This window comes from Streptomyces sp. NBC_01314, from assembly GCF_041435215.1.
GTDB lineage: Bacteria > Actinomycetota > Actinomycetes > Streptomycetales > Streptomycetaceae > Streptomyces.
This window is the reverse complement of sequence record NZ_CP108394.1, coordinates 10417569-10430445: the sequence shown is the minus strand read 5'-3', so window position 1 is coordinate 10430445 and position 12877 is coordinate 10417569. Positions and strand designations below refer to the sequence as shown.

At 70.5% G+C, this 12877-nt stretch carries 10 protein-coding genes; all 10 read left to right on the top strand.

What is annotated here, in order from left to right; genetic code table 11:
• Positions 1–122 precede the first annotated feature (122 nt).
• A complete protein-coding gene (locus OG622_RS45890) occupies positions 123–998 on the top strand; it encodes a universal stress protein (protein WP_086749291.1) in 876 nt (291 codons plus the stop codon).
• A gap of 103 nt (positions 999–1101) precedes the next feature.
• Positions 1102–2613, top strand: coding sequence for an AAA family ATPase (locus tag OG622_RS45885; protein WP_371584427.1), 1512 nt, complete (start codon positions 1102–1104; stop codon positions 2611–2613).
• Between the two features lie 87 nt (positions 2614–2700).
• Entirely contained in the window at positions 2701–3729 is a 1029-nt protein-coding gene (locus OG622_RS45880; RefSeq protein ID WP_086749290.1) for an alcohol dehydrogenase catalytic domain-containing protein, read from the top strand.
• Positions 3730–3849: 120 nt separating this feature from the next.
• Entirely contained in the window at positions 3850–5640 is a 1791-nt protein-coding gene (gene acsA / locus OG622_RS45875; protein ID WP_086749289.1) for an acetate--CoA ligase, read from the top strand.
• Positions 5637–6743, top strand: coding sequence for a pyruvate dehydrogenase (acetyl-transferring) E1 component subunit alpha (pdhA, locus tag OG622_RS45870; RefSeq protein ID WP_371583037.1), 1107 nt, complete (start codon positions 5637–5639; stop codon positions 6741–6743). Before acsA ends, pdhA begins: the two co-directional genes overlap by 4 nt.
• A gap of 2 nt (positions 6744–6745) precedes the next feature.
• Positions 6746–7741, top strand: coding sequence for an alpha-ketoacid dehydrogenase subunit beta (locus OG622_RS45865; protein ID WP_086749288.1), 996 nt, complete (start codon positions 6746–6748; stop codon positions 7739–7741).
• A 2-nt stretch (positions 7742–7743) separates the two neighbouring features.
• Positions 7744–9180: a 2-oxo acid dehydrogenase subunit E2 gene (locus tag OG622_RS45860; RefSeq protein ID WP_086749287.1), complete on the top strand. Its 1437-nt coding sequence runs from the start codon at positions 7744–7746 to the stop codon at positions 9178–9180.
• A complete protein-coding gene (locus OG622_RS45855) occupies positions 9177–9422 on the top strand; it encodes an acyl carrier protein (protein WP_086749286.1) in 246 nt (81 codons plus the stop codon). The genes OG622_RS45860 and OG622_RS45855 overlap by 4 nt, the downstream gene beginning before the upstream one ends.
• 231 nt (positions 9423–9653) lie before the next feature.
• Positions 9654–12341: a pyruvate, phosphate dikinase gene (gene ppdK / locus OG622_RS45850; RefSeq protein WP_086749285.1), complete on the top strand. Its 2688-nt coding sequence runs from the start codon at positions 9654–9656 to the stop codon at positions 12339–12341.
• Positions 12338–12868 (top strand): phosphotransferase, encoded by a 531-nt coding sequence (locus OG622_RS45845; RefSeq protein ID WP_086749284.1) that lies wholly within the window; start codon positions 12338–12340, stop codon positions 12866–12868. The genes ppdK and OG622_RS45845 overlap by 4 nt, the downstream gene beginning before the upstream one ends.
• The last annotated feature ends 9 nt before the right edge of the window (positions 12869–12877 follow it).

Below are 12877 nucleotides of genomic sequence, written 5' to 3'. Positions count from 1 at the left end.
CCTCCTCCTCGCGCCGGGCGGCACACCCCTCCTGAAGAGGCCGTACTCGGCATACGGGCGCAGTCTGGACGAGAGGACTCGTTCCCGTGACTCCAGCTTCGTACGAGACGGAGGCAGCCGCCATGGAGCCAGCGATCACCGTGGGCCTCGACGGCTCACCCGAGAGCCTTGCCGCCGCCCACTGGGCCGCCGCAGAGGCCGAACGGCGCAAGCTCACGCTGCGCCTGCTGCACGCATGGCCCCTGCTGGTGCCAGAGCCGACCGACATCCCCTCGGAGCTGGATCAGAACTACTGGGCCAAGCGGATCGTCCACAACGCGCGGGCCGAGCTCCAGGCACACCACCCAGGTCTCTCCATCGTCGGCAACCTGGTCGCCGACGACGCCCAGGACGCGCTGCTGCAAGCGGCTTCGGAGTCCGAGGTGCTCGTGCTCGGTTCACGTGGACTGACGCCTGTCGAGAGCTACTTCATGGGAGACGTCAGCATGCCCGTCGTGGCGAAGGCCGAGCACCCGGTGGTCCTCGTACGCGCCGAGGCGCGGGAAGGAAGGCCCCAGCCCACCGCGCCTACGACGGGCGTCGTGGTCGTGGCGCTGAAACTGCACGGCCCCTGCGACGAGTTGCTCGAGTTCGGGTTCGTCACCGCCGCGGCGCGTGGCGTGCCCCTCAGGGCCATCCACGGCCGAAGTGTGCCGATCCACGCACACGTTCCCTGGGGCGTGGACCATGACGTGACCGAGGAGATCACACAGGACATCCAGAAGCACCTGAGCCAGGCGCTCCGCCGTTGGCGCGAGAAGTTCCCCGGTGTGAGGGTGCTCGACGTGGTCCGGCTCGAAAGCCCCGCCAAGGCCGTCGTGAGCGAGGCCGAGAACGCCGGGCTGCTGGTGGTCGGCCGACGAAAGCACCATCCGCCCGTGGCACCGCACCTGGGCCACGTGGCCCAAGCCGCCGTCCACCACGCGCGCTGCCCCGTCGCCGTCGTCCCCCATGGCTGAACCGAACCACGGCGGGGAGCCGACGGAGGCGGTGCATCGGGCCGATACGTCCGTGGTCCGCCCCAGCGCCGGCCTCGACGCTCCGCCGCTTCCCCGCGCGGAGGTGTGCGAGACCCACACCGCAGTCGTGGTGTTCGTCGGCGACCGCGCCTACAAGGTGAAGAAACCGGTCGATCTGGAGTTCCTGGACTACACCACCGTCGCGGCCCGACGGGCCGCGTGCGAGCGGGAAGTCGAGCTCAACCGTCGCTTCTCCCCCGATGTCTATCTGGGCGTGGGGGAAATCCGCAGCCCTGACACGGACGTGCCCGAGCCCCTCGTGGTGATGCGGCGCATGCCGTCGGCGCGCCGCCTGTCCCGCCTGGCTCGGGACGGGGCCACCGTCGACGATGTCCTGCGCGCCGTCGCCCGGCAGCTCGCCACGCGTCACGCGGACGCGCCCCGCAGCCGGGAGGTGGACGAACAGGGCACCAGGGACGCGTTGTTGTCGCGCTGGGCAGCGAGCTTCGCACAGGTCCGCGCCATGGCCGACGACGGCCTGCCGCTCGACGGCGCAGAGGACGTCGAGGACGTCGAGGAGGTCGAGGAGGTCGAGGAGGTCGAGCGACTGGTGCGCCGCTATCTCTCCGGCCGCAAACGGCTCTTCGACGCCCGCATCGAGCAGGGGAGGGTGGTGGACGGCCACGGCGACCTGCTCGCCGAGGACATCTTCTGTCTCGACGACGGCCCCCGCGTCCTGGACTGCCTGGAGTTCGACGACCGCCTGCGTTACGTCGACGGCCTCGACGACGCCGCCTTCCTCGCCATGGACCTGGAACAGCTCGGCGCCCCGGAAGCCGCGGCGTTCTTCCTCGCCGAGTACAGCGAGTACTCCGGCGACCCCGCACCCCCTTCCCTGTGGCACCACTACGTCGCCTACCGCGCCTTCGTCCGGGCCAAGGTCTACCTGATCCAGGCCCGCCAGGGCACATCCGGAGCACAGGAAGCGGCACACCGGCTGGTGACGACGACGCTGCGTCACCTGCGCACCTCCGCCATCGGCCTCACCCTCGTCGGCGGGCTCCCGGGCAGCGGGAAGTCCACGCTCTCCGGTGCGCTGGCCGACCGTCTGGGCGTCACGCTGCTCAGCAGCGACCGCCTGCGCAAGGAGCTGGCCGGCATCCCGGCGGAGGAGTCCGCGGCCGCGGGCTACGGCGAGGGGCTGTACACGGCGGAGTGGACCGCCAAGACCTACGCCGCCCTCATCGATCGTGCGTCCACGCTGCTGTCCGCAGGTGAGTCCGTCGTCCTGGACGCCACCTGGTCCCATCCGGCACAGCGCGAAGCCGCCCAGCGCATGGCCGAACGCACCAGCGCCGACCTCGTGGCCCTGTACTGCCGGGTGCCGGGCGACCTATCGGCGGCCCGCCTGAGCACCCGCGCTCCTGGGGCATCCGACGCCGACCTCGACGTGGCCCGGGCCATGGCAGCCGCGGCGCCGCCGTGGCCAGAGGCCGTCACGGTCGACACAAGCGGCCCCCTGGAGGCCGCGGTCGTCCAGGCGCTGGCGGCCGTACGCCCCTACGGCACCGGCCAGGCCCCGGTCTTCCGCCGCCCCTACATGGAGCCCGACTGAGCACACTGGAGAGCGCGAAGGTCCCGGTTGCCTCCTCATCCCCTTCGGGGCGACGGTGGAGAGGGGGCAGCGAGGGAGTGGGCAACCATGCGGGCACTCGTCTACCACGGCCCCCAGCAGACCTCCTGGGACACGATCCGGGATCCTTCGATCGAGAAGGCGACCGACGCGATCGTGCGCGTCGACGCGACCACCGTCTGCGGCAGCGATCTGCACATTCTGCGCGGAGACCTCCCCGAGGTGAAGCCGGGGACGGTCCTCGGCCATGAGGCCGTCGGCGAGGTGACGGACATCGGCCACGAGGTTCATGCCGTGCGCCCCGGGGACCAGGTGATCGTGTCGTCCGTCTCGGCCTGCGGCCACTGTCGGTTCTGCCGGGCCGGTATGGGCGGACAGTGCCGCGAGGGCGGTGGATGGATCCTCGGGAACCTGATCAACGGCACACAGGCCGAGTTCGTACGTGTGCCGTTCGCCGACAATTCCACCCACCGGCGGCCCGCGAGCCTGCCCCTCGACGATGCGGTCCTGTTCGCGGAAGTTCTGCCCACCGCCTACGAGGTCGGGGTGCGCAACGGACACGTCGGGCCGGGAGACACCGTCGTCGTGGTGGGCGCGGGTCCCGTGGGGCTCGCAGCGGTCGTCATCGCGCGGATCTACTCGCCTCGCAGGATCATCGCGGTGGACCTGTCTCCCTCCCGGCTGGAAGCCGCCACCCGCCTGGGCGTCGATGCCGCCGACGTACCCGGTCGGCTGATCGCCGACCTCGCCGAGGGCCCGGGAGCCGACGTCGTCATCGAGGCCGCCGGCGATCCGGACAGTTTCGTCCTGTGCACACGCGTGGTGCGCTCAGGAGGGCACATCGCCAACATCGGCATGCACGGCAAGCCGGCCACACTGCATCTTGAGGCTCTGTGGCGGAAGAACGTGACGATCAGCACCGGTCAGGTCGATGCCTCCTCGACACCTTGGCTGCTCGACCTGGTGACATCCCGACGCCTGCCCATCTCCCGGCTGGTCACCCACACATTCGGCCTGGACCGCATGGGAGACGCCTACGAGGTCTTCGCCCACGGCCCCGACACCGGAGCCCTCAAGGTGGTGCTGCACCGCGAGTGAGGCGCCTGAGCCAGGGGCAACGTCGGAGGCGGTCGAGTCCCGACCGGAGCCCGGTCGGCATGCGGCCCGGGTCGGGGTCGGCGACTCTGGAGACAGAGGCAGGCGTCAGGAGGAGCGCCCATGCACTGGGAGACGATCCACAAGGACACCGCACCGGACGTCATACCGAATCTCGCCGACTACGACCGGATCCGTTCCGATTTCACCTGGTCGCTGGCGCGCACCGCTCTGGCAGGTCAGCCCGGCGGTGGGCTGAACATCGCGCACGAGGCGGTCGACCGGCATGCGGGCCCGGGTGAGGGGCAGAAGATCGCGCTGCGGTGCGTGGCCCGTGACCACACCGTCTCGACCGTCACCTACTCCGAGCTGGCCCGCCGCACCGCCCGCTTCGCGAACGCCCTGCGCGCGCTCGGCGTCGGCCACGGCGAACGGGTGTTCACCCTGCTCGGGCGCTGTCCCGAGCTCTACACCACGGTGCTGGGCACGCTGAAGAACACCAGCGTGCTGTGCCCGCTCTTCTCCGCCTTCGGCCCCGACCCGGTGGAGCAGCGGCTGCGTCTCGGTGACGCCCGGCTGCTGGTCACCACCGCGGCCCTGTACCAGCGGAAGGTGGCCGACCGACGGGCGTCGCTGCCAGGGCTGGAACACGTTCTGATCGTCGGGCCGGGTGCCGAGGAGCTGGCCGGCACGGTCTCCTTCGACGAGCTGATGTCCACCGCCCCGGACACCTTCACCATCCCGCCGACCTCGCCCGAGGACATGGCCCTGCTGCACTTCACGAGCGGAACCACGGGCACCCCCAAGGGCGCGATCCACGTCCACGAGGCGGTCGTGGCCCATCACGCCACAGCCGCGTACGCACTCGACCTGCACCCCGAGGACGTGTACTGGTGCACCGCCGACCCCGGCTGGGTCACCGGCATGTCGTACGGCATCATCGCCCCGCTCGTCCACGGCGTGACGGTGGTGGTCGACGAGGGCGACTACGACGCCCGGCGCTGGTACCGGATCCTCGGCGAACAGCGGGTCAGCGTCTGGTACACCGCCCCCACGGCCCTGCGGATGCTGATGCGCGCCACACCGCGCGAAGGCCCGTACGACCTGCCGCGCTCGTACGACCTGTCGGCCCTGCGGTTCATCGCCTCGGTCGGCGAGCCCCTCAACCCCGAGGCGGTGGTGTGGGGCGAGGAGGTGCTGGGCCTGCCGGTGCACGACAACTGGTGGCAGACGGAGACCGGTTGCATCTTGATCGCGAACTTCGCGGCGTGCGACATCCGGCCCGGTTCGATGGGACGTCCGCTTCCGGGGGTCGAGGCAGCCCTGTTGGAGCGCGGCGAGGACGGCCGGGCGCTGATCACCGACGGCCGGGTCACAGAGGTACGGAGCCCGGACGTGGAGGGCGAGTTGGCGCTGCGGCCGGGCTGGCCGTCCATGTTCCGCGGCTATCTGCACGACAAGGAGCGTTACGAGGCCGCGTTCGTCGACGGCTGGTACCTGACCGGCGACCTGGCCCGGCGGGACGCGGACGGCTGGTACTGGTTCGTGGGCCGTGCCGACGACGTCATCAAGTCGGCCGGGCACCTGATCGGCCCGTTCGAGGTGGAGAGCGCGCTGATGGAGCACCCGGCGGTCGCGGAGGCAGGAGTGATCGGCCGGCCGGACCCCGTCGCCGGGAACATCGTCAAGGCGTTCGTGTCGCTGCGCCCCGACGTCGAACCAGCCCCGGATCTGGAGCGGGAACTGCTGGCCTTCGCCCGCCGCAGGCTGGGCCCGGCCGTCGCGCCCCGGGAGATCGCCTTCGACCAGAACCTGCCCAAGACCCGCAGCGGCAAGGTCATGCGCCGGCTCCTGCGCGCACGTGAACTCGGCCTGCCCACCGGCGACTTGTCGACCCTGGAGGGATCCCAATGAGCCCCGCCCGCGGCACCCGCACCGGGAAGACCTCCCCGACGTCGAAGTCCGCGAAGAAACCCGAGAAGAAGGCCACGAAGAAGGCCGTGGTGAACAAGCAGAGCACGAAGACCAGGCGTCCCACCGACCGGTCGGCCACCGGGCACAGGGTGGACCTGCTGGAGGCGATGCTGCGCATCCGGCGCTTCGAGGAACGGTGCGTCGAGTTGTACAGCGCCGCCGAGATCCGCGGCTTCGTCCACCTCTACATCGGCGAGGAGGCCGTCGCCGTCGGCGTCAACGAGGCGCTGAACCCCGAGGACGCCGTCGTCTCCACGTACCGCGAGCACGGCCACGCGCTCGCCCGCGGCATCCCCGCCGAAGCCGTCATGGCCGAGATGTACGGCAGGACGACCGGCTGCAGCGGAGGCCGCGGCGGGTCCATGCACCTGTTCGACGCGAGCCGCCGCTTCTACGGCGGCAACGCCATCGTCGCCGGCGGTCTCCCGCTGGCCGCCGGTCTGGCCCTCGCCGACCGCATGCGCGCACACCCCCGCGTCACCTGCTGCTTCTTCGGCGATGGGGCCTTCGCCGAGGGCGAGTTCCACGAGACGGCGAACCTCGCCGCCCTGTGGAACCTGCCCCTGCTGCTCGTCTGCGAGAACAACCTCTACGCCATGGGAACCGGCATCGAACGGCACGAGGCACAGACCGACCTGGCCATGCGCACCGCCTCCTACGGCATGGTCGCCTGGGCCGTGGACGGCATGGACGTCGAGGCCGTCGAACAGGCCGCCCGTCGGGCCTGCGAAGCCATCCGGGCAGGCGCCGGACCCCACTTCCTGGAACTGCGCACCTACCGCTTCCGCGCCCACTCCATGTACGACCCGGACCGCTACCGGGACAAGGCGGAGATCGAGCGGTGGAAGGGCAGGGACCCGATCACCCGCCTCATGGACCGTATGCGCGAGGACGGCGAGCCGGCCGACAAGGAACTCGCCGCGATCGAGCGCCGGGTCACCAACGAGATCGCCCACGCCGTCACAGCCGCCGAGGAGGCGCCCGAAGAGCCGGTCGCAGACCTGCTGCGCCATGTCACGAGCGCTTCGGCGGAGGTGAGCTGATCATGGGCGCCGGACAGCCGCAGGAGCAGAAGACGACCTACCGAGAGGCGATGCGGGAGGCTCTGCGGGAGGCCATGCGGTCCGACGACCGTGTCTTCCTGATGGGGGAGGACGTCGGCCGGTACGGCGGATGCTTCGGGGTCAGCCTCGGCCTGCTGGAGGAGTTCGGGCCGGAACGGGTCCGCGACACCCCACTGTCGGAGTCCGCGTTCGTGGGTGCCGGGATCGGCGCGGCCCTGGCCGGGATGCGGCCGGTCGTCGAGATCATGACCGTCAACTTCAGCCTGCTCGCCCTCGACCAGATCCTCAACAACGCCGCCACGCTGCTGCACATGTCGGGCGGCCAGCTGCCTGTACCCCTGGTGATCCGCATGACGACGGGCGCGGGACGCCAGCTCGCCGCCCAGCATTCCCACAGCCTGGAGGGCTGGTACGCACACATCCCCGGCATCCGTGTGGTGGCTCCGGCGACCCTCGAAGACGCACGCCACATGCTTGCCCCAGCGCTGGCAGACCCCGACCCGGTGCTGATCTTCGAACACGGAAGCCTCTACAACGCCTCCGGTGAACTCGCGCCGCCCGCCGCCCCAGTAGATCTGGACCACGCCGCGATCCGCAGGCCCGGCACGGACATCTCCCTGATCACGTACGGCGGTTCGCTGCCAAAGACCCTCGCCGCGGCGGACGAGCTGGCCGCCGACGGCATCGACGCCGAGGTGATCGACCTGCGCACGCTCCGACCCCTCGACGACGCGACCATCACCGCCTCCGTGGCCCGTACCCACCGTGCGGTGATCATCGACGAGGCGTGGCGCACCGGCAGCCTCGCCGCGGAGGTGTCCGCCCGCATCGCCGAGCGGTCGTTCTATGAACTGGACGCCCCCGTGGAGCGGGTGTGCAGCGCGGAGGTCCCCATTCCGTACGCCCGGCAACTGGAGGAGGCGGCCCTGCCGCAGACCTCCGACATCGTGGCTGCGGCGCACCGGGCGGTGGACTGACCATGGCCGAGTTCACCATGCCGTCCCTGGGCGCCGACATGGACGAGGGCACGCTCCTGGAGTGGCTGGTTCAGCCCGGTGCCCCGGTCCGGAAGGGCGATCCCGTCGCGGTCGTGGAAACCGCGAAGTCCACGATCGAGGTGGAGTGCTTCGAGACCGGGACGATGGGGAGGCTGCTCGTCGAGCCGGGTACGACGGTGCCGGTCGGCACGGCGCTCGCACTGATCGAGCCGACGGCGGAAGAGCGCGAGAAGCGCGAAGAGCCCAAGCAGCGTGAGAGGCGCGGAGAACCCGGGGCGACCGAGAAGAAACGACCGCCCCGGCCGACGCCGAAGCGCGCGACACCCCCCGCTCCAGCCGAACCCATCCGGCCCGAACCTGCCCGGCCCGAACCCGCTCGGGTCCCGGTACCCTCCGACGCCCAGGACCACGGACAACACACCGAGGCAGGCCCCTTGCTCCGCCACCTCGCGGAGCGCAGCGGCGTCGACCTGGAGACCCTCCAGGGGTCCGGGCCCGGAGGGCGTGTCACACGCTCAGACATCGAGGGAGCGGCCGCGGCCTCCAGGGCCGTCGCTCCGTCGTCGCGCGTACGGACCACTCCGCTCGCCCGGCGGCTCGCCGCCGAACTGGACATCGACCTGACCGCCGTGACGGGAACCGGCAAGGACGGTGCCGTCCGCGCCACCGACGTGCGGGGCGCGGCACCGGGCCCGGCGACCGAGGCCTCACCCACACGCCACATCGCCGCCCCGGTACGTCCCACCGACGACCGGGCGGCCGCGATGCGCCAGGCGATCGCCGGACTGATGACCCGCGCCAACCGGGACATCCCGCACTACTACCTGTCCACGACCATCGACATGGCCACCGCCATGAACTGGCTGCACGAGCACAACCGGCGCAGCCCGGTCGGCGAACGGCTGCTTCCCGCAGCCCTGTTGCTCAAGGCGGCGGCCCGCGCGGCCCGGGAGGCCCCCGAACTCAACGGCTTCTGGACCGACGACCGCTTCACGGCGGGCGACGGAGTACATCTCGGCGTGGCGGTCTCCCTGCGCGGCGGCGGGCTCGTCGCCCCCGCGCTGCACGACGCCGACACCCTCGAACTCCCGAAGCTGATGACCACCTTGAAGGACCTGGTCGCCCGCGCCCGTACCGGCAGGCTGCGAGGATCCGAAGTGGCCGACTCCACCATCACGGTCACCAACCTGGGCGATCAGGGGGTGGAAGCCGTCTTCGGCGTGATCTACCCGCCCCAAGTGGCCCTGGTCGGCTTCGGCCGGGTCGTCGACCGGCCCTGCGCTGTCGACGGCCTGCTGGGCGTACGCCCGGTGGTCACCACCACTCTGTCAGCAGACCACCGCGCGACGGACGGCGCCGTCGGAGCACGTTACCTGACGGCGGTCGACCGCCTCCTGCAGAACCCGGAGCAGCTGTGAACCGAACCGAAGCACTGGCCACGGTCAAGGAGTCCATCGCCGGCGTCGTCCCCGATGCCGACTTCACCACTCTGGGGCCCGATGACCCGTTCCGCGACGCTCTGGAGATGGACTCGCTGGACTTCCTGAGTTTCGTGGAAGTCCTCAGCGAGCGGACCGGGCTCCGTATCGAGGACGAGGACACGCCCCAACTCACCACGCTGTCCGGCTGCGCCGACTTCCTCGTCGCCGGCACGCGGTGAGGTGGCACGGACGGGCCGGACCGCGCGCCTCTGTCATCGCCGAAGTGCGCTCCTTGACAAGGCCCCTGGTGATGAAGGGTGTCGTGATCGCGTGACATGGACCAGCCGTACTGACCCGACCTCCGCCTCGCCGAGTGGCCGACGGATCCACCCACCGGCCCCGTCACCCATGCCGCCATGCACGTCGGCCGCCCAGTGGCCGTCGTCCGCCACCAGTGAGAGGTCGCAGCCATGACGAACGTACCGACGCAGTACGTGTACGGATTCGCCGAGGGCAACCGTGAGATGGCAGGCCTGCTCGGCGGCAAGGGAGCCGGCCTGGCCGAGATGACCCGGCTCGGACTTCCCGTGCCGCCGGGCTTCACCGTGACGACCGAGGCATGCAAGGCCTATCTGTCGACCGGCGAGGAACCGCCCGAAATGGCCATCGAGACGGCCCGGGCCCTGGCAGTGCTGGAGCGCACCATGGGCCGCGGCCTCGGAGCACCGGACGACCCGCTGCTCGTGTCCGTACGATCCGGAGCCCGTTTCTCGATGCCCGGGATGATGGAGACGATCCTCGACGTCGGCCTGAACGACGACTCGGTCGCCGGACTTGCCAAGACCTCCGGGCAGGAGAGGTTCGCCTGGGACTCCTACCGACGCCTTGTGCAGATGTTCGGCCGTACGGTGATGGGCGTGGACGGCGCCTTGTTCGAACAGGCCATCGCCCAACGCAAGGCACGGCGCGCGGTCACCGACGACCACGATCTGGACGCCCACGAACTCGTTCTCCTCACCGATGAGTTCAGGACACTCATCCGCCGTGAGACGGGCGAGGACTTCCCGCAGGACCCCGTCGAGCAGTTGTACCGGGCGATCCGCGCGGTCTTCGACTCCTGGAACGGCGAACGGGCCCGGGTCTACCGCAGGCGCGAGCACATCCCCGACGACCTCGGCACCGCCGTCAACATCCAGGCGATGGTCTTCGGCAACCTCGGCCCGGACTCCGGTACCGGCGTCGCGTTCACCCGCGACCCGGCCACCGGTGCCCCCGACATGTACGGCGACTACCTGCCCGACGCCCAGGGCGAGGACGTCGTCGCCGGCGTGCGCGACGCCGTGCCGCTGGACGAGCTGAAGACCCTCGACCCGCGCGCGTATGTCGAACTCCGTGACCAGCTGCGGATGTTGGAGCGGCACTACCGCGACCTGTGCGACGTCGAGTTCACCGTCGAACGCGGTCGGCTGTGGATCCTGCAGACCCGCGTCGGCAAGCGCACCGCCGAGGCCGTCTTCCGCATCGCCCATGACCTGTGCGAGGAGAAGACCATCACGGCGGACGAGGCGCTGGTCCGCGTGGGCGGCGCCGAGCTGACCCGGCTGATGTTCCCCCGCTTCGAGGCGCGCCCCACAGACCTGCCCCTCGCCCGGGGTGTCCCCGCCTCGCCGGGCGCGGCGGTCGGCGCCGTCGTCTTCGACTCCGCGACGGCCGTACGGCGGGCCGCGGCCGGGGAGCCGGTCGTCCTGGTCCGCAGGGAGACCACCCCCGACGACCTCCCGGGAATGATCGCCGCCCAAGCGGTCCTGACCAGCCGCGGCGGAAAGACGAGCCACGCCGCCGTCGTCGCACGAGGCATGGGCAAGGTGTGCGTCTGCGGCGCCGAGTCACTCACCGTCGACCCCGTCGCACGCCGACTCACCACCTCCTCGGGCACTGTGATCCGGGAGGGCGACACGGTCTCCGTGGACGGCACGGCGGGAACGGTCCACGTTGGTGCGCTGCCGCTCACGGCGTCCGACGTGGGGCGCGTGCTGGAGACCGGAACCGCCACTGGCCCCCTGACGGAAGCGGTGCTGGTTTCCCTCGCCCATGCCGACTCCGTACGCCGCCTCGACGTCCGAGCCAATGCTGACACCCCCGAGGATGCCGAGCGTGCGCGACGGCTGGGAGCGCAGGGCATCGGCCTGTGCCGTACCGAGCACATGTTCCTCGGCGAACGCAGGGCGCTGGTCGAGGCAATGATCCTGGCCCGCGACGACTCCGCGCGTGAGCGGGCCCTGTCGGCCCTTCTGCCACTTCAGCGTGCGGACTTCACCGGGATCCTGAAGGCCATGGACGGGCTGCCGGTGACCATCCGCCTCCTCGACCCGCCGCTGCACGAGTTCCTGCCCGACCGTACGGAACTGGCCGTCCGCCTGGCGAGCGCCACCCATCCGGACGTCCACGACCGCGAGTTGCTCGACGCCGTCGAGCGTTTGCACGAGCAGAATCCGATGCTGGGCCTGCGCGGCGTACGTCTCGGCCTGGCTGTCCCCGGCCTGGTCGCGATGCAGGTACGGGCGATCGCCGAGGCCGTCGTCCAGCGACTGCGTGACGGTGGCCGCCCACACGCCGAGATCATGATCCCGCTGGTCGGAACAGTCGAGGAACTACGCCTGGCCCGCACGGAGGCGGAGCGCGTACTCGCCGACGTCGCCGCGGAGTCGGGGCTGGCCCTGGACTGCCCGATCGGCACGATGATCGAGCTGCCGCGCGCCGCACTCACCGCCGGACGCATCGCCGAGGCCGCCGACTTCTTCTCCTTCGGCACGAACGACCTGACGCAGACGACATGGGGACTGTCCCGCGACGACGCGGAGGCCTCCTTCTTCCCGCTGTACCTGAAGAGCGGGATCTTCACCGTGTCGCCGTTCGAGTCCCTCGACCAGGAAGGCGTCGGCAAACTCGTGGAACTCGCCGTCGAAGCGGGGCGTGCCGTCAACCCGCGGCTGGAGACCGGGGTGTGCGGCGAACACGGCGGCGACCCCGAGTCCATCCACTTCTTCCACCGGGCGGGCCTCGACTACGTCTCCTGCTCGCCCTTCCGGATCCCGGCCGCCAGGCTGGAGGCCGGACGAGCGGCCCTTACCTCCACCAGGACCAGCGACATCGGGTGAATCAGGGCCAGGGGGCACGAGGCCACCAGTACCTCGAGGAGTCCGCCTGCTCCACCGACCCCGTCCTACACACCCACCTGGACCCACCCACTCAATGGTGGTCGTCGCTGCGAACAGACCTGGAGTACGTGGGCAGCATCGCCACGGACCGCGTAGCCGTACGCCAGGAGTGGGTGGACCGCAACGTCCCTCGGTTTCTCGGTATACCCGGCCCACGGATCACGGAATGGGCCACGGCGCACGGTGATCTGCACCCCGCCAACCTCACTCGCGCGACCCCCTACCTGCTCGACTGGGAAGGCTTCGGCCAGGCCTCCGTCGGCTACGACGCCGCCATGATCCTTGCGTACTCCCTGCTCGTACCCGCATTCGCCCAGCAAGTCCGGGATACCTTCCCCATCCTCAAGACAGAACCCGGACGCGTCGCACAGATCATCGTCATGACCGAACTCCTCCAGTCAACCTCACGCGGAGACCACCCCGAACTCGTCCCAGCGCTCCGGTCCTTGGCCACAGAGCTAGCCTGATCAGGGAGA

What these genes read in the sequence shown, in the direction of transcription:
- OG622_RS45890 (WP_086749291.1), top strand. Translation starts at nt 123, where the DNA reads ATGGAGCCAGCGATCACCGTGGGCCTCGACGGCTCACCCGAGAGCCTT.
- OG622_RS45880 (WP_086749290.1), top strand. Translation starts at nt 2,701, where the DNA reads ATGCGGGCACTCGTCTACCACGGCCCCCAGCAGACCTCCTGGGACACG.
- acsA (WP_086749289.1), top strand. Translation starts at nt 3,850, where the DNA reads ATGCACTGGGAGACGATCCACAAGGACACCGCACCGGACGTCATACCG.
- pdhA (WP_371583037.1), top strand. Translation starts at nt 5,637, where the DNA reads ATGAGCCCCGCCCGCGGCACCCGCACCGGGAAGACCTCCCCGACGTCG.
- OG622_RS45865 (WP_086749288.1), top strand. Translation starts at nt 6,746, where the DNA reads ATGGGCGCCGGACAGCCGCAGGAGCAGAAGACGACCTACCGAGAGGCG.
- OG622_RS45860 (WP_086749287.1), top strand. Translation starts at nt 7,744, where the DNA reads ATGGCCGAGTTCACCATGCCGTCCCTGGGCGCCGACATGGACGAGGGC.
- ppdK (WP_086749285.1), top strand. Translation starts at nt 9,654, where the DNA reads ATGACGAACGTACCGACGCAGTACGTGTACGGATTCGCCGAGGGCAAC.